The sequence below is a fragment of the Streptomyces sp. NBC_01241 genome (genome assembly GCF_041435435.1).
GTDB lineage: Bacteria > Actinomycetota > Actinomycetes > Streptomycetales > Streptomycetaceae > Streptomyces.
In genome coordinates this window covers 644,411-663,530 of sequence record NZ_CP108494.1, presented here as the reverse complement: position 1 = coordinate 663,530, position 19,120 = coordinate 644,411, and the positions used below count along the sequence as shown (strand labels likewise).

Sequence of the window (19,120 nt, the reverse complement as noted above, 5' to 3'; positions counted from 1 at the left end):
GCTCACATGTCGATGGCGTTCGGTTCACCCTTCGGTTCGGCCGATCCGTTCAGCGATCTGCTGAATCGTTTCTTCGGAATGTCGCCCGGCACGTCACCGCCAGCCGTGCAGCGCGTACCCATCGGCCGGCTCCTTACGGAGTCGTCGCACGAACTCCTCAACACGGCCACGCGAAAGGCGGCCGAGGACGGAACGTCCGACCTCGACACGGAGCACCTCCTCTGGGCGGCCACACAGGTCGATCCCGCGCGAAGGCTGCTGTCCCAGGTGGGCGTGGACCCCGAGGCGCTCGCGGCTCACATCGACCACGTGCTTCCCCGGGAGTCCGGCGAGCCCTCCGCGGAGCCGGGACTCACGCCGGCGGCGAAGCGCACCCTTGCCGCCGCCTACGCGGATTCGCAGGCGGCAGGGGTGTCCTACATCGGCCCCGAGCACATCCTCGGCGCGCTCCTCGGCGACCCCGAATCCGGTGCCACCCGTTTCCTGCGCGCGGAGGACCTGGACGTGCAGAAGCTGCGCGGCCTCACGGAGCGGGCGACCCGCGCGACGGGTGGTGCTCCCGCTGCCGGGAAGGAGCCGTCCACGACCCTGGACGAGTACGGCAGGGACCTGACCGAGGAAGCGAAGGCGGGGAAGCTCGATCCGGTGGTCGGCCGGGCCGAGGAGATCGAGCAGACCGTCGAGATCCTCTCGCGGCGCTCCAAGAACAACCCCGTGCTCATCGGCGAGCCCGGTGTCGGGAAGACCGCCATCGTGGAGGGACTGGCCCAGCGCATCGTGGCGGGCGAAGTGCCCGACACACTGAAGGACAAGCGGGTCGTCGCCCTGGACCTGTCCGGCATGGTGGCCGGCGCGCAGTACCGCGGACAGTTCGAGGAGCGCCTGAAGAAGGTCATCGAGGACGTCCAGGAGGCGAGCGGCGACATCATCCTCTTCATCGACGAACTGCACACCGTGGTCGGCGCCGGTGCGACGGGCGAGGGCTCCATGGACGCGAGCAACATGCTCAAGCCCGCACTCGCACGCGGCGAGCTCCACGTGGTGGGAGCGACGACGATCGACGAGTACCGCAAGCACGTCGAGAAGGACGCCGCTCTCGAACGCCGCTTCCAACCCGTTCTGATCCCGGAGCCGACGGTCGAGGAGACGGTCCAGATCCTCGAAGGGCTGCGGGACGCATACGAGGCCCACCACCGGGTCCGCTTCGCCGACGGGGCCCTGACGGCCGCGGCGGTACTCTCCGACCGCTACATCAGCGACCGGTTCCTGCCCGACAAGGCCATCGACCTGATGGACCAGGCGGGCGCCCGGGTGCGGCTGCGCAGTGCGAGCCGTTCCACCGAGATCGTCAGCCGCGAGGACCGCCTTGCGAAGCTGCGACGTGAGAAGGACCAGGCCGTCGCCGGCGAGGAGTTCGAGAAGGCCTCCGAACTGAAGGAGCAGATCGCCGAAGTGGAGGGCGAGCTCGCGGGAATCGAGGAGCGTCGAGAAGGCGTCGTCTCGGTCACGGCCACCGACATCGCCGACATCGTCTCCCGCCGCACGGGGATTCCGGTCTCCCAGCTCACCGCCGGCGAGAAGGAGAGGCTCCTCAAGCTCGAAGAGGACATGCACGCCAGGATCGTCGGCCAGAACGAGGCGGTCACCGCCGTGTCCGAAGCCGTGCGCCGGAATCGAGCGGGCATGGGGGACCCGAACCGCCCTGTCGGTTCATTCCTCTTCCTGGGGCCGACCGGTGTCGGCAAGACCGAACTCGCCAAGACACTCGCCGAGTTGCTGTTCGGCGACGAGAACCGCATGATCCGGTTCGACATGAGCGAGTTCCAGGAGAAGCACACCGTGGCCCGGCTCGTCGGAGCGCCCCCCGGATACATCGGCTACGAAGAGGCCGGCCAGCTCACCGAGAAGGTTCGGCGCCACCCGTACAGCGTGGTGCTGTTCGACGAAGTGGAGAAGGCACACCCCGATGTCTTCAACACACTGCTCCAGATCCTCGACGACGGTCGCCTCACGGACGGACAGGGCCGCACGGTCGACTTCCGCCACTGCGTCGTCATCATGACGTCCAACATCGGCGCCCATCGCATCCTCGCCCACAAGGGCGACGCGGCCGACCTCAAGGACGAGCTGATGGAGGACCTGCGGGGACGGTTCCTGCCCGAGTTCCTCAACCGCATCGACGACATCATCGTCTTCCACAGTCTCACCGAGGAAGACCTGTCGGAGATCATCGAGCACCTCCTGCGCCGGAGCAAGCACCGCGTCCACGCGCAGGACATGACGCTGGAGGTCACCGAAGCGGCGAAGAAGCTGCTGGTCGCCCATGGCTACCAGCCGCAGTTCGGTGCCCGTCCGCTGCGCCGCACGATCCAGACGGAACTCGACAACCGCGTCGCCTCACTGCTGCTCAGCGATGAGGCCGGGCCCGGAGACACGATCGTCGCCGATGTGCTGGGCAACTCGCTCCACTGCACGGTGCGCAGGGACCACTCCGACGGCAGTGCGGACCACGAGGACACGGCGAGCACCGGCGCGGCTTGAGGGCCGTGGCGCGGTCCGGCCCGCCTACTGCGGCGCGGGATCCCCGGGGAAGCGTTCCAGCGCGGCGGCGACCCCGGCGTGCCGGGCGACCTCCGTGAGGGCGCGGGCCATGACCGATCCCGGCTCGCGGGCGGCGGTCACCGAACCGACCGGCACGGTGATTCCGGCGTCGATCTCGAAGTTCTGCAGCTGCCGGAGAATGTCCTGCGACTGCGAGTCCGCCACGATGTCCACGGTGACCAGGGGGTACGCCACGCAGAACGGGCCGGTCAGCGTCCACGGCGTTGTGCCGGCCGACGTCCTCCCGCAGGCACAGCAGCTCGCCGTCGGCCGTGAAGAGCCCGGCGGCGTGCAGGCCGCCGGTGACGTCGAACACCCGCTGAGCCGCCCGCAGAGCGCCGCGTCCCCCGCAGCCCGGGACCGGTGGAACGGCCGGAATCGTGTGCCGCGGTCGCGCGGGGGGCCGCGGTACCATCCAGGGTGAACTCCGGTCCGATCGGGGCCGATTGCCGGTCGTCGTGCGGACGGTGGGAGGTACGGGCGACATGGTGGACGCCGACCCGGGGCTCTTCGGACCCGAATCCGTCACCTGGCAGATGCACGGCGACCCGATGATGTGGGTCGCCGGAGTGCGCGCGCTCTACCTCCAGGCGCTGCACCCGCGCGCCGTGCGCGGCGTCATGCAGAACTCCGACTTCCGCGAGGACGCCTGGGGCCGGCTGATGCGCACGGCCGGCTTCGTCGGAACGATCACCTACGGCACCACCGAAGCGGCCGAGAAGGCGGGCGCCCGGGTCCGCCGGATCCACCGGCTCCTCAAGGCCACCGACCCGGCCACCGGGGAGACGTACGGCGTCGGCGAACCCGGGCTGCTGTTGTGGGTGCACTGCGCCGAGGTCGATTCCTACCTCCAGATCGAACGCCGCTCCGGCTTCCCGCTCACCGACGCCCAGGCCGACCGCTACATCGACGAGCACCGCCACAGCGCCCGGCTCGTCGGCCTCGACCCCGCCGACGTACCGGCCACCACCGCGCAGCTCGCCGCCTACTTCGAACGGGTGCGGCCGCAACTCGCCGCTTCCCCCGAGGCATTGGACGTCGACGACTTCCTGCGCCGGCCACCCGTCCACCCACTGCTCGTACCGGCACGCGCACTGCTGTGGCGGCGCGTCGCGGCACTCGCCTACCAGTCACTGCCCCCGTACGCCCATGAGCTCTACGGCAGACCCGTGGGGCCCGCGCGCACCGTCGACCGGCGGCTGCGCACCACCGGAACCGCTCTGCGCTGCATTCCGTCCCGGCTCCGCTGGCAACTCCCGCCCGGTCATATTCTGAACGCGATGGCCCGACTCGGTCCGGGCAGCCGCCCCACCCCGTACAAACTGCGCAGCCGGGCCGCCATACTGGACGGGCCGGGGAGGGCACCGAGGTAGGCGAAGCTACGGGGGCGACAGCAGGCGATGGCGGACACCAGGCTGATCCAGAGCCGGTACCGACTGCTCGATCTGATCGGGCGCGGCGGAATGGGCGAGGTGTGGCGCGCCCGAGACGAGTCGCTCGGCCGCCACGTGGCCGTCAAATGCCTCAAGCCGATGGGGCCCCAGCACGACCGGTCCTTCACCCGCATCCTGCGCGAACGCTTCCGCCGCGAGGCCCGCGTCGCCGCCGCGCTCCAGCACCGCGGCGTCACCGTCGTCCATGACTTCGGGGAGCACGAGGGCGTCCTGTACCTGGTGATGGAACTCCTCGACGGCCGCAACCTCAGCCAGCTCCTGGAGGACAACGAACAGCACCCGCTGCCGGTGCCCGACATCGTCGACATCGCCGAACAGGTCGCCGACGCCCTCGGCTACACCCACCAGCAGGGCATCGTGCACCGCGACCTCAAGCCCGCCAACATCATGCGCCTCACCGACGGCACGGTGAAGATCTGCGACTTCGGCATCGCCAGGCTCGGCCACGACATCGGTTTCACCTCCCGCCTCACCGGCACGGGCATCGCCATGGGCACCCCGCACTACATGTCTCCGGAGCAGATCAGCGGCGGCAACGTCGACCACCGCAGCGACCTGTACTCACTGGGCTGCGTCCTGTACGAGATCGCCACCGGAGCACCGCCGTTCGACCTCGACGACGCCTGGGCCGTCCTCGTCGGACACCGCGACACCCAGCCCGAACCACTGCGCACCCACCGGGCCGAACTCCCCGGATTCTTCGACCGCGTCGTCCTGGAACTGCTGGCCAAGACCCCCGAGGAACGGCCCGTCGACGCGGGCGACCTGCGACAGCGGATCGCCGTCGGCCGCACCGGCGAGCAGCCGCAGCTCCGGCCCACGGAGCAGGTACTGTTCGCGCCGTCCGTTCCCGTCGTACGGCCGGGGCAGCAGCTGCCGGCCTGGACCCGCGGCATGACCACCGGACACAAGGCGACCGGCGCCCGCCCCGGACTCGCCCCGCCCGACCACTCCGCGGGCCTCACGGGCGAGTGGACCACCGGCACCGACCTGCGGCACTTCACCGGAGAGCTGCCGCTGCCCAGGGCCGAGCGGCCGACCCCGTCCCCGGAACTGCTCTCCGTCCTCGCCAACCGGCACAGCGCGGGCCTCAATCTGGGCCGGCTCGGGCACTGGGAGGAAGCCGGCGAGGTGCACCGCGCGGTCGCCGCCGAACGCGAGCACGCGCTGGGCCCCGACCATCCCGACACGCTCTCCAGCCGGTACGAGGTCGCCTTCACCCTCAGCCGCACCGGCCGCGCCTCCGATGCGCTGCGGGAGTTCGGCCGCGTCGCCCAGGGCCGCGAACGAGCCCTGGGCACCGACCACCCGGAGACCCTCGCGGCCCGCCAGGAGATGGCGTACGTCCTCGGCCGGCTCGGCCGGCACTTCGAGGCCCACCAGGTGTATGCGGCGGTCCTGGCCTCCCGGGAACGGACGATGGGCCCCGACCACCCCGACACCCTGCGCTGTCGCCACAACCTCGCCTTCAACCTCGGCAGGCTCGGCCGCCTGGAGGACTCGTACCGGATGGCCAGGGATGTGGCATCCGCCCGCACCCGCCTGCTGGGCGCCGACCACCCCGACACCCTGGTCACGCTCTACGAAGTGGCGTACACGCTCGGCCGGCTGGGCCGCTGGACGGAGGCTCTGCAGACCTACCGGGAAGTCGCCCGCGACCGTGCCCGGGCGCTGGGCGCCGACCATCCCGACACCCTGTCCGCCCGCTACGAGATCGGCATCAGCCTCGGCCGCCTGGGCCGCAGCGCGGAGGCCCTGGAGCTGTATCGCGCCCTCGTCGAGGACCGGACCAGGGTGGGCGGCCCCACCGACCCCGGGACGCTCCGCGCCCGTCACGGCCTCGGCGTCAATCTGGGGCGGCTGGCGCGCTGGGAGGAGGCGCTCGCCGAGGCGCGCGACGTGACCGCGATCCGCGGACGCGTCCTGGGCGACGACCACCCGGACACCGTCGTCAGCCGCCGGGAGATCGCCGTCGGCCTCGGCTGGCTCGGCCGCTGGGCCGACGCCCTCACCGTCTACCGCGAGGTCGCCGAAGCCCGAGAACGGGTACTCGGCGCCGACCACCCCGACACCCTCGCCGCCCGCAACGACGAGGCGCACTGCCTGGAGCAGCTCGGTCGGGGACCTGAGGCCGTCGAGCTGTACCGCCGGGTCGCCGCCTTGCGCCAGGGACGGGACGCACCGTCGGGCTGACCCGCCACCACCGCCTCTGGCCAGGGGGTCACATCCCGTGTTACGAAGGGCCATGCACGCACCCGACAGCTATGACGCGGTGATCGTGGGCGGTGGCCACAACGGTCTCGTCGCCGCCGCCTACCTCGCCCGCGCCGGACAGTCCGTCCTGGTCCTGGAACGCCTCGCCACCACCGGGGGAGCGGCCGTCTCCACCCGTCCCTTCGCCGGAGTCGACGCCCGCCTGTCGCGCTACTCGTACCTCGTGTCCCTGCTGCCGCGGAAGATCGTCCGCGATCTCGGTCTGGACTTCGCCGTACGCCAGCGGACCGTCTCCTCGTACACCCCGACCGTGCGCGGCGGCCGCGCCACCGGACTGCTCGTCGGCGGGGACCGCACCCGGGACTCCTTCGCCGCGCTCACCGGATCGGACCGGGAGTACGCGGCGTGGCAGCGCTTCTACGGCATGACGCGACGCGTCGCGGAGCGGGTCTTCCCGACGCTCACCGAACCCCTGCCCACCCGGGACGCGCTGCGCGCACGGATCGGTGACAAGGAGGCCTGGCGGGCGCTCTTCGAGGAGCCCGTCGGTGTCGCCGTCGAGGAGAACTTCCGCGACGACCTCGTACGCGGAGTCGTTCTCACCGACGCCCTGATCGGCACCTTCGCCGACGCGCACGACCCGTCCCTGCTCCAGAACCGCTGCTTCCTCTACCACGTCATCGGTGGCGGTACCGGCGACTGGGACGTTCCGGTCGGCGGCATGGGCGCCCTCACCGACACCCTCGCCCGGGCCGCCCTCGCGGCCGGGGCACAGATCCGCGTACGGCACGAGGCGACCCGGATCGACACCGACGGGACAACGGCCGCGATCACCGTCCGCTCACCCGACGCGGAACACGTCGTCACGGCCCGCCGGGTCCTCGTCAACGCCTCGCCGCAGGCGCTCGCCGCGCTCCTCGGCGACGAACCGCCCGCCCCGGCCGAGGGCGCACAGCTGAAGGTGAACATGGTGCTCACCCGGCTGCCCCGGCTGCGTGACCGCTGTGTCGACCCCCGCGAGGCCTTCGCCGGCACGTTCCACATCGCCGAGGGGTACGGGCAGCTCGCCGACGCCTACCGGGACGCGGCGGCGGGACGGCTGCCCGCCGCCCCGCCGTCCGAGATCTACTGCCACTCACTGACCGACCCGTCGATCCTCGGACCAGGCCTGGCCGCCCGCGGCTACCAGACCCTCACCCTCTTCGGTCTGCACACCCCCGCCCGGCTGTTCGCCGCCGACAACGCGGCGACGCGCGCCGAGCTGCTCACGGCCACGCTCGCCGAACTCGACGCGCACCTGGACGAGCCGGTCACCGACTGCCTGGCACGCGACGAGAACGGCGAACCGTGCATCGAGGCGAAGACCCCGCTCGATCTCGAACAGGACCTTCGGCTGCCCGGCGGCCACATCTTCCACCGGGACCTCGCGTTCCCGTACGCCGCCGAATCCACCGGCCGGTGGGGCGTGGAGACGGCGCACGCCAATGTGCTGCTGTGCGGGGCGGGCGCCGTACGCGGTGGCGGGGTCAGCGGGGTTCCCGGCCACAACGCGGCGATGGCGGCGCTGGGCCGGTGACCGTCGCCGCTCCCGGCCGAACACGCCGCGCAGCGCGTCGCGCCTGCGCGGCAGGTCGTACTTCGCGCCGCCCTCGTGCCCGTTGTACGTGAACACCTGGTTCTCGGCCGGACCCGCGTACCGGTGATACGCGGCGAACACCGTGGACGACGGGCAGATCCGGTCCATCGGGCCGGCCGAGAACCACGCCGGGGCACTCGCCCGCGCCGCGAAGTCGACGGCCCCGGCCGTTCCTGCCGCCCCTGCTGCCGCGGTTCGGGACCGGGCCGAGCAGGGCAGCGGGCGGGCCGACCGGAGGAGGACACCCCGGGGAGCGCCGACAGCCTCTGAGCGGGAGGACGTGGCGACCGAGGCGCGGCACACGAGAGCGCGGCGACCGGGAATCGCCGCGCCCTGACCTCCCCGCGGGATGCCGGAGGCTACGAAGGCCGCAGGTGCGAGGGGGATGACCGGGCGGCTCCGCGAGGCCTACGCGCGCGAACGCTCAGACGCGATTGACGCGGTACACATCCCGTACGCAGAGGTTGAGGACCGTGGTGGCCACGATGGCACCGGCACAGACCAGGAGCACGGACCGGTCGGCCCAGGCATGTGCGGCGAACGCGGTGACGAGGTAGCCGAGCGGGATCGCGATGCGTTCCCCGACCCCGTTGAACGAGCTCATGCGCCCCAACTCCTCCTGGGGCACATGCTGTTGGAGCGCGGTGGTCCATGCCACGATGGCGACATCCAGCCCGATGCCGGCGAGCACGGCACTGAGCATCACCCAGGGCAGGGCCAGGCCCGTGCCCAGCGCCAGCAGTGGCAGGCAGAGAGCGCAGCCGGTGATGACGGCAACGGCCAGCAGACGGTACGGCTTCCAGCGCAGGCACACCAGCGTCCCCGCCAGCAGACCGAACGCGAACGCGCCCTGGACGAGCCCCCAGGAACGCGCCCCCTCGTAGTGTTCCTTGGCGACGACCGGGCCGAGGAGCTGAAAGCCTGCCAGCCAGGCGGCGACCACGACCGTCCCGGCCGCGGTGTATGTCCACAGCCAGGTGCGGGAGCGGAATCCGGACCACCCCGCCCGCAGGTCGGCCAGCGCACTCCCCGTCGTGACCGGCGCGCTCAGCCGCAGACCGAGCAGCAGGAGCGCCGCGACCAGGAAGGTGAGCGCATCCCACGACAGGGCCCACGCCGGACCGCCGACCGCGACGATCAGCCCTCCGGCGACGGGGCCGAGCACCTTGACGGCATTGTTCGGCAGCCGGACCAGCGCATTGGCCTGCTGGAGGTGCTCCGCCGCGACGAGCTGTCCCACCACGCCCGTGGCGGCCGGACCGGTGAAGGCCACGGCGATCCCCGACAGGAAGCCGCACGCGGCGATCGAAACGGTCGTCGCCTGATGCGTGGCCACCAGCAGGGCGAGCACCCCCTGCGCGGCCGCGGCCAGCAGGTTGCCCAGAAACAGGATCCGGCTCCGCGACAGGCGGTCCGCGAGGACGCCGCCGGCGATGGTGAGGACGACCGTCGGGACCGAGTTCGTGGCCAGCACGATGCCGAGCGACCCGGCCCCTCCGCCCTGCCCGATCACCGCGTACGCGAGCGCGAGAGGAGCCATCGCGGACCCGGTCGCGGAGACGAGATTGGCGAGAACGAATCGACGGAATGCGGCAACACGCAGTGGTTTCAAGGGGGTTGTGGGCAGTTCGACAGTGGCCTTCATGATCCTCCTGTGATCGGCACAGCGAGCACCCTAGCTCCCGTCCTCGGGAGCGTTCGCAGCGGTACGTGCACGGCCCTTTCGGCCCGCCCGGCTCGGTTCCCGGGGCGGTCAGAGGCGTTGCTCGGCCAGGTCGAGCCAGTGCCCGACGTCGCCCGGGGCGAAGTGCCTGATGGCCCAGTCGGCCATGTGCAGACTCATATGCGCCCAGGAGGGACGCAGGACGTCCTCGGGCAGGCCGTCCAGGAGGTCGTCGAGGCGCTTCGTGACGTCCGGTGCCTGCTCGTTCGCGTGCAGCCCGAAGCGCAGCGTGACCAGATCGAAACGGCGGTCACCCCGGCCGGCGCCGTCCCAGTCGATGACGCCGGTGACCGAGCCGTCGACGGCGAGCAGGTTGCCCTGGTGGAAGTCCTGGTGCACGACGTCGTGCCCGGCCAGGTGATGCGGGTGATCCGCTCCGACTGACCTGATCCGCCGCTCCAGGTCACCGCCGCGCCGACTGTGCCGACGCAGCGGCTCGTGAAGACAGTAGCCGGGGCCGTCGTCGAGCATATACAGGTTCATCGACGGGACATCCGTACGTCCGGCCAGCAGTCCCGCCTGTGACGCGTTGAGGGTGAGTGCCTGGTCCAGCCCATGGTGGTCCAGACGCCGCATCGGCGTGCCCGGCAGGAGCTCCTGGACCAGCGCCACCGCGTGACCCACCTGGACCGCCAACTCCGTCGACGGGCAGGGGTACCCCTGCGCGCGCAGCATCTCGCAGACCGCCAGCGGCCCCGCCCGTAGATCCTCGACGCGGGTGTCCGGCCGCGATTTCAGCACGGAACGGCGACCGTCGGGCCATCGCACGTATGCGGCACCGACCTCCCCTCCGGAACAGGGCCCCTCCACGATCAGCCGGACACCTGCCTCGGCACGCAGGGCTGCTGCCAGCCGGTCGGCATCAAGTCGCTCGGCGCGGGTCCAGGTCTGCGGAGATGCGGTCATCGGAGCATTCTCCGCTGCGGGGCCCCTGCTCCAGGAGGAGGTACCGCCACGCGCTGCCGCCCCGGGGTTTTCCGGCCGCGGTGACCGTGCCGGGAGAGGGGGACGGCCCTTCCCCGGCACGGCCGGTCAATGGTTCGACCGCCCACTGCGGCCTGTCAGGACCGCCACGGCCTCAATCGGTCCGCTGCGGTCCGCCCTCAGTCCGCTCCCGGTCCGCCCCCAGTCCGCTCCCACTCCGCCGAAGCCGGAACCGGCCCGTCCCAGTCGGTCCTCGTCCGTCTCAGTCCGACGAAGCCGTCCACCCCAGCGCCTCGATGCGCGCGGCATCGCCGTCCCGACTGTCGTCGAAGACCGGCCGGGTGCCGTCCTCGACCCGGACCGCGTCCACGTACACCCCGCGCCCGACGTACAGCTGATCCGTGGCGTACCGCCACCGCAGCCGCACCTCCTTGCCGCGCCATGCGGCCAGGTCCGCGTCGAGACGGTGCCAGACGCGGCCGGACCAGCCGGAGACCGAGCCCGTCGGACGGGGTTCGGGCTCGGGTTCCGGGTGGTGGTCACCGCTCGTCGGTACGGTGGTGAACGGCACCGGCTGCCAGGTCGCCCCCGCGTCCGCCGACGCCTCCAGGTAGAGGAAGTCGGATCCGGGCTCGGTGTCCCACCACAGTGCCGAGCTCAGCCGGGCCCGCGAGGACGCGAGACGCAGCGCGGGCAGCGTGAGCGTGGCGCTGGTGGCGCTGGCCAGTCCCGAGAACCACGCCGTACGTCCCCGGGCCGGGCGGACCGCGACGGCGCGCGCCATCTGGTTGGCGGTGGCGACGCGCGGCGCACTGCCGGAGCGCCAATTGCGCACCGGATGCACCGAGTTGCCGAGGACGATCAGGAACGAGTCGGTCGTCGGGTCCAGAACCAGGCTGGTACCGGTGAAACCGGTGTGGCCCGCCGTACGCGGGGTGGCCATCGCCCCCATGTACCAGTGCTGGTAGAGCTCGAAACCCAGACCGTGCGCATCTCCGGGGAACGCGGTGTTGAAGTCCGTGAACAGCAGGTCCACCGATTCCGCGGAGAGGATCCTCGCCCGGCCGTAGACCCCGCCGTTGAGCAGCGTGCGGGCGAGGACCGCGAGGTCCCAGGCGCAGGAGAAGACTCCGGCGTGGCCCGCCACACCGTCCAGGCTGTACGCGTTCTCGTCGTGCACCTGGCCCCAGACGAGACCGCGGTCCAGGCCGGACCAGGGGAGCCGGGCGTCCTCGGTCGCGGCGATCTTCGGCTTCCAGGAGGCCGGTGGGTTGTACCGGGTGCGCTGCATGCCGAGCGGAGCGGTGATCTCCTCGCGGAGCAGGACGTCCTCGGTGCGGCCGGTGATCTTCTCCAGGACCAGTTGCAGCGAGATCAGGTTGAGGTCGGAGTAGAGGTACACCGTGCCGGGCGGGTTGGCCGGCACCTCGTTCCACAGCAGCTCCAGCTTCCCCTCCCGCGTCGGCGCCTTGTACAGCGGAATCCAGGCGCGGAAGCCCGAGGTGTGCGTGAGGAGCTGACGGATGGTGATGTCCTGCTTGCCGCTGCCGGCGAAATCGGGCAGGTACGAGGCGACCTTCGCCTCCAGCTCCAGCTTGCCGCGCTCGATCTGCTGCACGGCCAGGATCGAGGTGAACAGCTTGGACACCGAAGCCAGGTCGAAGACCGTGTCCTCGGCCATGGCGATCTGCTGATCGGGTGGGAACTCCACCCCCGTATCGGTCTTCTCGTCGTACGCCGCGTAGCGCACGGCCTTGCCGATCGGGTGGTGCAGGGCCACCGTGCCGCCCCGGCCTGCGAGCAGTACCGCACCGGCGTACCAGGGGTGCTTGGGGGAATTGGAGAGGAACTTCTCCGCGTCGGCGACCAATTGGTCCAGCGGCCCCTGCAACAGCCCGGCACGGGCGGCGGATCCGCGCCGCAGTGTCGGCCGGCCCTGCGCGGACGCCGCGTCCGTCCCGGTCCCTGCGCGCATACCCGACGACTCCGCTTCCGACTCCATGGCCGACGCCCGCTCCGCGAACGGAATCGGCGCCAGGGCGAGTGCTCCGCCCAGAGCCAGCATCCCACCGCCCAGCCTGCGCCGGCTGATACCTCTCCCGGCCGCGCCCTCGGTCATTCGGAACCCCTTCCGGCCGTTACCCGCCGCGTGAAAGTTACTTTCGAAATCGTGTCCGACAGTGAAACTTCCTGCCGGACCAGAGATTACTGTCACCGCTGCCGCCGCGGAGGCCCCCGGTGTCACAAAGAATCTGACACTGCATCAGAAAATCTCTTCCCTCGCCTGTCCGGCTGAGGCATCCTGCGGCCCATGGAGACGGAGCTGAGCAAGAAACTGGGAGTCGAGCACGCCATCTTCGGCTTCACGCCGTTCCCCGCGGTGGCCGCTGCCATCACCCGGGCCGGCGGATTCGGCGTACTCGGCGCGGTCCGCTACACCGCCCCCGACGACCTGGCACGCGACCTCGACTGGATGCAGGAGCACACCGACGGCAAGCCGTACGGCCTCGACGTCGTCATGCCCGCCAAGAAGGTGGAAGGGGTGACCGAGGCCGACGTCGAGGCGATGATCCCGGCCGGACACCGCCAGTTCGTCCAGGACACCCTGGCCAAGCACGGCGTACCGGAGCTCGCGGAGGGCGAGGCGCCCGGCTGGCGCATCACCGGATGGATGGAAGAAGTAGCCCGCAACCAGCTCGACGTCGCCTTCGACCACCCCATCAAACTCCTCGCCAACGCCCTCGGCTCACCGCCCGCCGACGTCGTCCGACGCGCCCACGACCAGGACGTCCTCGTCGCCGCGCTCGCCGGAAGCGCCAAGCATGCCCGCCACCACGCGGACGCGGGCATCGACATCGTCGTCGCGCAGGGATACGAGGCGGGCGGCCACACCGGCGAGATCGCCTCCATGGTCCTGGTCCCGGACGTGGTCGACGCGGTGGGACCGCTCCCCGTCCTCGCCGCCGGCGGCATCGGCAGCGGCGAGCAGATCGCCGCCGGGCTCGCCCTGGGCGCCCAGGGCGTCTGGCTCGGCTCCCTCTGGCTGACGACCGAGGAGGCCGACCTCCACTCCCGCGCGCTGACCCGCAAGCTCCTTGCCGCGGGCTCCGGCGACACCGTCCGCTCCCGCGCCCTCACCGGCAAACCCGCACGCCAGCTCCGTACCGAATGGACCGACGCCTGGGACGACCCGGCGGGCCCCGGCCCCCTGCCCATGCCGCTCCAGGGGCTGCTGGTGGCCGACGCCGTCTCCCGCATCCAGAAGTACGAGACCGGCGCGCTGCTCGGCACCCCCGTCGGCCAGATCGTCGGCCGGATGAACAGCGAGCGCAGCGTGCAGGCCGTATTCGACGACCTGACCCGCGGCTTCGAACGTGCCGTGGACCGGATCAACCGCATCGCCGGACGGAGCGCCTCATGAACCCGCCCCCCAACGGCTTCTGGGCGCAGGCCGCAGCCGACCCCGGCCGTACGGTCCTGACCGCCCCCGACGGCGAGAGCTGGACGGCGGGCCGGCTGCACGCCGCGGCCAACCGCCTCGTCCACGGACTGCGCGCGGCCGGGCTCCGGCGGGGAGACGCCTTCGCTGTCGTCCTGCCCAACGGCGTCGAGTTCTTCACCGCGTACCTGGCGGCCACCCAGGCCGGCTTCTATCTCGTACCCGTCAACCACCACTTCGTCGCACCCGAGATCGCCTGGATCGTCTCGGACTCCGGCGCCAAGGTACTCATCGCCCACGAGCGGTTCGCGCAGGAGGCGGCCGAGGCGGCCGACGAAGCGAAGCTCCCGGCCGGCCAACGCTATGGCGTAGGCACGGTCGACGGATTCCGCCCGTACGCCGAACTGCTCGAAGGGCAGCCCGACATGCCACCCGAGGACCGCACCCTCGGCTGGGTCATGAACTACACCTCCGGCACCACCGGCCGGCCGCGCGGCATCCGCCGTCCGCTCTCCGGCAAGCTCCCCGAGGAGAGCCATCTCGGCGGATTCCTCGGCATCTTCGGCATCAAACCCTTCGACGACAACGTCCATCTGGTCTGCTCGCCGCTCTACCACACGGCCGTCCTCCAGTTCGCGGGCGCGTCCCTGCACATCGGGCACCCGCTGGTCCTGATGGACAAGTGGACGCCCGAGGAAATGCTGCGGCTCATCGACACCCACGGCTGCACCCACACGCACATGGTCCCGACCCAGTTCCACCGCCTCCTCGCCCTCCCCGACGATGTGAAGAGGCGATACGACGTCACAGCCATGCGCCACGCCATCCACGGTGCGGCGCCCTGCCCCGACCACGTCAAACGCGCCATGATCGACTGGTGGGGAAGGTGCGTCGAGGAGTACTACGCGGCCAGCGAGGGCGGTGGCGCCTTTGCCACCGCCGAGGACTGGCTGAAGAAGCCGGGCACCGTGGGCAGGGCCTGGCCGATCAGCGAACTCGCCGTCTTCGACGACAACGGCGACCGCCTGCCTCCCGGCCAACTCGGCACCGTCTACATGAAGATGAACACCGGCGGCTTCAGCTACCACAAGGACGAGACCAAGACGAGGAAGAACCGCATCGGTGACTTCTTCACCGTCGGCGACCTGGGCATCCTCGACGAGGACGGCTACCTCTTCCTCCGCGACCGCAAGATCGACATGATCATCTCCGGCGGTGTCAACATCTACCCCGCCGAGATCGAGGGCGCCCTCCTCGGCCACCCCGCGATCGCCGACGCGGCCGTCTTCGGCATTCCGCATCCCGACTGGGGTGAGGAAGTCAAAGCGGTCGTCGAACCGGCCCCGGGACACGAGGCGGGAGAAGAGCTCGCCGCCGCGATCCTGCGCCACTGCGAACAACGTCTCGCCGGGTACAAGCGCCCCCGGAGCATCGACTTCATCGCGGAGATGCCCCGTGACCCCAACGGCAAGCTGTACAAACGACGGCTGCGCGACCCGTACTGGGAAGGGCACCACCGGGCGGTGTGACCCCTGCCCGGTCCGGTGCCCGAGCGGCTCCGTCCGAACGCGGGTGACGGACCGACGGGCACCGCGGCACCGAGCCGTGGCCCGGCGTACTCCTGCGCGAGCGGCCGTTGCCGACGGAACACCGACCACGGGATCATGACGCCCCAAGGAGAATCCGGCTGTCGTTCGTACCGCGCCACGCCAGGGCCCCGGCCGCCGCCGGGGGCAGCGCGTTCGCGGTGGTCCCGGCGGCCGTCCTGGCCTGGTCCTCCGAGCGTCGTCCCCGTGGTGCGTCCAACGGTACGCCGGGCCCTGACACGTCATCGGTCCGCGCCCGGATCTCGCGCGGCAGTCCGAAAACGAGTGGCAAGCGAAGCCGGGCCCCCGTACCTTGTGCGCTCGTGACCGATGTCCCCAAGCACTCGACCACCGATCCGGCCGCGCCGTCCACGGACCGGGACGTGTCGGTCTCCTGGGAGTCGACAGACACGGCCGACCGCCCGCCGGTGCGATCCGAAATCGACGGAGGACTGTTCTCCGGAAGGTACGTGGCCGCGACCGCCAGCTTCTCCGCGGTGATGTTCCTGACCGGGTTCGCCGCGCTGGCCGTGGTGCCCACCTTGCCGACGGCCGCACGGGACCTGGACGGGGTGTCGCTCTTCCCGCTGGTGGCGGGATGCTTCGTGGCCGCCGGTCTGCTCGGCGGGGTACTGGGCGGCCATTGGGCGGACCGGTCCGGCGCACGACGCCCGCTGGCGGCGGGCATGGCGCTGGCCGTGGTCACCCTGCTGGTCTCGGCCGCGAGCACCTCCATCTGGCAACTGGCGGCCGGCCGCTTCCTGGACGGACTCGCGAGCGGGATGGTGGCGGTGGCGATCAACACCGCCATCGGGCAGGCCTACCCCGACCGGCTGCGGCCGCGTGTCCTGGCGCTGATGAGTGCCTGCTGGGTCGTCCCGTCGCTGGTCGGTCCGCCACTGGCCGGGGTGGTGGCCGAATGGTGGTCCTGGCGGGCGGTGTTCTTCGGTCTGGCCACACTGACCGCGCTGCCGGCCCTGGCCGTGGTGGCCGTGCTGCGCGGCCGTTCCTGGCCGGCGACGCCCGCGCCGTCGGGAGACGGGCAGCCGCGCCCCGCGCTGCTGGTGGCGACGGCGGTGAGCGTGGGTGCGGCGGCGGGGCAGTACGGCGTCTCGGGCTGGGACCCGCGCCACCTGCTGTTCGTGGTGGGAGGGTTCGCCCTGCTGGTCGTGTTCGCGCCCCGGCTGCTGCCGTCGGGTACCTGGCGTGCCGCGCGCGGCCTGCCGGCCACGGTGCTGCTGCGCGGCATCAGTTCGGGGGTGTTCTTCACGCTGGAGGCACTCGTGCCGCTCCTGCTCGTCACCGAGCGGGGCGTGCGTCCCGTGTCGATCGGCCTGGCCTTCACGGGGGCCGCCGTGGCCTGGGCCGCCTCTTCCTGGGTGCAGGGCCGCCTGGAGCGCCGCCCCCGGCACCACTTGGTCGTGGCCGGTGCGCTGGTGCTGACCGCGGCGGTCGCTGTCGCCGCCGTCGGGACGCTGCCCGCGGTGCCCGCCGTCGTCGCCGCGTCCACCATGATCGTCGCGGCCGTCGGCATGGGCCTGCTCGCACCGTCTCTCACCGTGCTGTCGCTCTCGCACGCCTCGGCCGGGCGGCAGGGCTATGCCAGCAGCGCGATGCAGACCAATCAGAACCTCGGCCAGATCACGGTGCTGGGGGTCTCCTCCGCCCTGTTCAACGCCTGCCTGAGCGCCGGCGCGACCGGCCATGTCGGCTACGGCGCCGCCTTCGTCCTGCTGCTCGCGCCCTGCGTCCTGGCCGCCCTGTTCGCCACCCGTACCCGCAGCGCCTGAACGGCCCCCCTCCGCCGTCCCACGCCCCCGACCGGTACCCGGCCCTTGACCACCGCGATCCGGCCGCCCAGGATCACGCCATGACAGGTGTACGGAGCAGCACAGTCGACGGCGTCGTGGCGCGCAGCGCCCGGCGAACCCCCGAGCGCACCGCCCTGCGGTACGCGGAGCGGTCCTGGACCTACGCGGAACTCGACGCCGCCGTCAGCACCGCGGCGGCGGCCCTCACCGGCGAACACGGGCTGTGCCCCGGCGACCGGGTCGCCTCTTACGCGCACAACTCCGACGCGTATCTGATCGGCTTTCTCGCCTGTGCCCGTGCGTGCCTGGTCCATGTGCCGGTCAACCAGAATCTCACCGGCGACGACCTCACGTACCTCCTGGAACAGTCCGGCAGCACCCTCGTCCTCACCGATCCGGACCTCGCCGACCGTATTCCGGCCGCGTTCTCCGTACGCATGCTGCGCGACGCACCGGGCTCGCTCCTCGACGCCACCGCCACCCCGCGCCCCTTCACCCCGGAGCGGGAACCGGCCGCGGAAGATCTCGTCCAGCTGCTCTACACCTCGGGCACCACCGCACTCCCCAAGGGCGCGATGATGACCCACGGCGCGCTCGTCCACGAGTACGTCAGCGCGATCGCGGCGCTCGACCTGCGCGCCACCGACCTGCCCGTCCACTCGCTGCCGCTCTACCACTCCGCGCAGATGCACGTGTTCCTGCTGCCCGCTCTCGCGGTCGGCGCGCAGAACATCATCCTCGATGCACCCGACGCGGACCGGATCTTCGACCTCGTCGAAACGGGGCAGGCCGACAGCGTCTTCGCCCCGCCCACCGTTTGGATCGGCATCTCCCAGCACCCCGGATTCACCACCCGGGAACTCGGCGGTCTGCGCAAGGCGTACTACGGCGCGTCGATCATGCCCGTACCCGTGCTGGAACGGCTCCGCGACCGGCTGCCCGCGCTCGCCTTCTACAACTGCTTCGGACAGAGCGAGATCGGGCCGCTCGCCACCGTCCTCGGACCGGACGAGCACGAGGGCCGGATGGACTCCTGCGGCAGGCCCGTCCTCTTCGTCGAGGCCCGGGTCGTCGACGAGGACGGCAAGGAGGTCCCCGACGGCACGGCCGGTGAAGTGGTCTACCGCTCACCCCAGTTGTGCGAGGGCTACTGGGACAAGCCCGAGGAGACCGCGGAAGCCTTCCGCGACGGCTGGTTCCACTCCGGAGACCTCGCCGTGCGCGACGCAGAGGGCTTCTTCACCGTCGTCGACCGGGTGAAGGACGTCATCAACTCCGGTGGCGTCCTCGTCGCCTCCCGACAGGTCGAGGACGCCCTCTACACCCATCCCGCCGTCGCCGAGGTCGCGGTCGTCGGCCTGCCCGACGACCGCTGGATCGAGGCCGTCACGGCCGTCGTCGTCCTGCGCGGCGAAGCGACACCGGCCGAACTCATCGGCCACGCCCGTGAGCGGCTCGCCCCTTTCAAAGCCCCGAAGCAGGTCCTCTTCGTGGCCGAACTGCCCCGCAACGCGAGTGGAAAGATCCTCAAGCGGGAACTGCGTGACCGTTTCGCGTAGGGGGCCCCGCACGTGTCATGCGGGGCGCGCGCCGACGCGGCGGTCCGGGCCCCGCAGCACACGACCGGAACGAACGGGCCGCGCCTCCCGGCACCGGCCCCGTCCGACGGGCACGAACCGCACCCTCCTGTCACAAACTGCACCTTCTCGTCAATAACTGGACCAGAAGGCTT

At 71.3% G+C, this 19,120-nt stretch carries 12 protein-coding genes and 2 pseudogenes; 8 read left to right on the top strand and 6 right to left on the bottom strand.

Annotation, left to right across the window (positions count from 1 at the left end; translation table 11 throughout):
* Positions 1 to 6 precede the first annotated feature (6 nt).
* Positions 7 to 2,541, top strand: coding sequence for an ATP-dependent Clp protease ATP-binding subunit (locus tag OG306_RS02350; protein WP_266744389.1), 2,535 nt, complete (start codon positions 7 to 9; stop codon positions 2,539 to 2,541).
* A 24-nt stretch (positions 2,542 to 2,565) separates the two neighbouring features.
* Here OG306_RS02350 and OG306_RS02345 read toward each other — a convergent pair whose 3' ends face one another.
* Positions 2,566 to 2,796 (bottom strand): hypothetical protein, encoded by a 231-nt coding sequence (locus OG306_RS02345; RefSeq protein WP_266752729.1) that lies wholly within the window; start codon positions 2,794 to 2,796, stop codon positions 2,566 to 2,568.
* A gap of 19 nt (positions 2,797 to 2,815) precedes the next feature.
* A pseudogene (locus OG306_RS02340) lies at positions 2,816 to 2,938 on the bottom strand (formate dehydrogenase accessory sulfurtransferase FdhD); the annotation flags it as partial.
* 148 nt (positions 2,939 to 3,086) lie between these two features.
* Between OG306_RS02340 and OG306_RS02335 the strand changes: the two are divergent.
* From OG306_RS02335 to OG306_RS02325, 3 genes are read left to right on the top strand one after another with little or no spacing between them, the layout of a single operon-like run.
* Complete coding sequence (locus tag OG306_RS02335; protein ID WP_327259534.1) at positions 3,087 to 3,974, top strand: oxygenase MpaB family protein; 888 nt, start codon at positions 3,087 to 3,089, stop codon at positions 3,972 to 3,974.
* Between the two features lie 27 nt (positions 3,975 to 4,001).
* Entirely contained in the window at positions 4,002 to 6,248 is a 2,247-nt protein-coding gene (locus OG306_RS02330; protein WP_327259535.1) for a serine/threonine-protein kinase, read from the top strand.
* A 52-nt stretch (positions 6,249 to 6,300) separates the two neighbouring features.
* Positions 6,301 to 7,845 (top strand): phytoene desaturase family protein, encoded by a 1,545-nt coding sequence (locus tag OG306_RS02325; RefSeq protein WP_266744386.1) that lies wholly within the window; start codon positions 6,301 to 6,303, stop codon positions 7,843 to 7,845.
* A 69-nt stretch (positions 7,846 to 7,914) separates the two neighbouring features.
* On the opposite strand, the pseudogene OG306_RS02320 reads toward OG306_RS02325, so the two are convergent.
* From OG306_RS02320 to OG306_RS02305, 4 genes and pseudogenes are all read right to left on the bottom strand, one after another.
* Positions 7,915 to 8,208, bottom strand: a pseudogene (locus tag OG306_RS02320) (acetylxylan esterase); the annotation flags it as partial.
* Between the two features lie 121 nt (positions 8,209 to 8,329).
* Entirely contained in the window at positions 8,330 to 9,550 is a 1,221-nt protein-coding gene (locus tag OG306_RS02315; RefSeq protein ID WP_371665085.1) for an MFS transporter, read from the bottom strand.
* Between the two features lie 108 nt (positions 9,551 to 9,658).
* Positions 9,659 to 10,534 carry an aminoglycoside phosphotransferase family protein gene (locus tag OG306_RS02310; RefSeq protein WP_371665084.1) on the bottom strand — a complete coding sequence of 292 codons (876 nt, stop codon included), beginning with the start codon at positions 10,532 to 10,534 and terminating at the stop codon, positions 9,659 to 9,661.
* Between the two features lie 280 nt (positions 10,535 to 10,814).
* Positions 10,815 to 12,671: a serine hydrolase gene (locus OG306_RS02305; RefSeq protein WP_371665083.1), complete on the bottom strand. Its 1,857-nt coding sequence runs from the start codon at positions 12,669 to 12,671 to the stop codon at positions 10,815 to 10,817.
* Positions 12,672 to 12,863: 192 nt separating this feature from the next.
* Between OG306_RS02305 and OG306_RS02300 the strand changes: the two genes are divergently transcribed.
* The 4 genes from OG306_RS02300 to OG306_RS02285 all read left to right on the top strand — a co-directional run bounded on the left by OG306_RS02300 (position 12,864) and on the right by OG306_RS02285 (position 18,947).
* The gene (locus tag OG306_RS02300) at positions 12,864 to 13,973 is read left to right on the top strand and encodes an NAD(P)H-dependent flavin oxidoreductase (protein ID WP_371665082.1); all 1,110 of its coding nucleotides are present in this window, start codon (positions 12,864 to 12,866) and stop codon (positions 13,971 to 13,973) included.
* The gene (locus OG306_RS02295; protein WP_371665081.1) at positions 13,970 to 15,520 is read left to right on the top strand and encodes an acyl-CoA synthetase; all 1,551 of its coding nucleotides are present in this window, start codon (positions 13,970 to 13,972) and stop codon (positions 15,518 to 15,520) included. Before OG306_RS02300 ends, OG306_RS02295 begins: the two co-directional genes overlap by 4 nt.
* Positions 15,521 to 15,900: 380 nt before the next feature.
* Complete coding sequence (locus OG306_RS02290; RefSeq protein WP_371665080.1) at positions 15,901 to 17,367, top strand: MFS transporter; 1,467 nt, start codon at positions 15,901 to 15,903, stop codon at positions 17,365 to 17,367.
* 80 nt (positions 17,368 to 17,447) lie between these two features.
* Positions 17,448 to 18,947 carry an acyl-CoA synthetase gene (locus OG306_RS02285; protein WP_266744379.1) on the top strand — a complete coding sequence of 500 codons (1,500 nt, stop codon included), beginning with the start codon at positions 17,448 to 17,450 and terminating at the stop codon, positions 18,945 to 18,947.
* Positions 18,948 to 19,120: the final 173 nt, after the last annotated feature.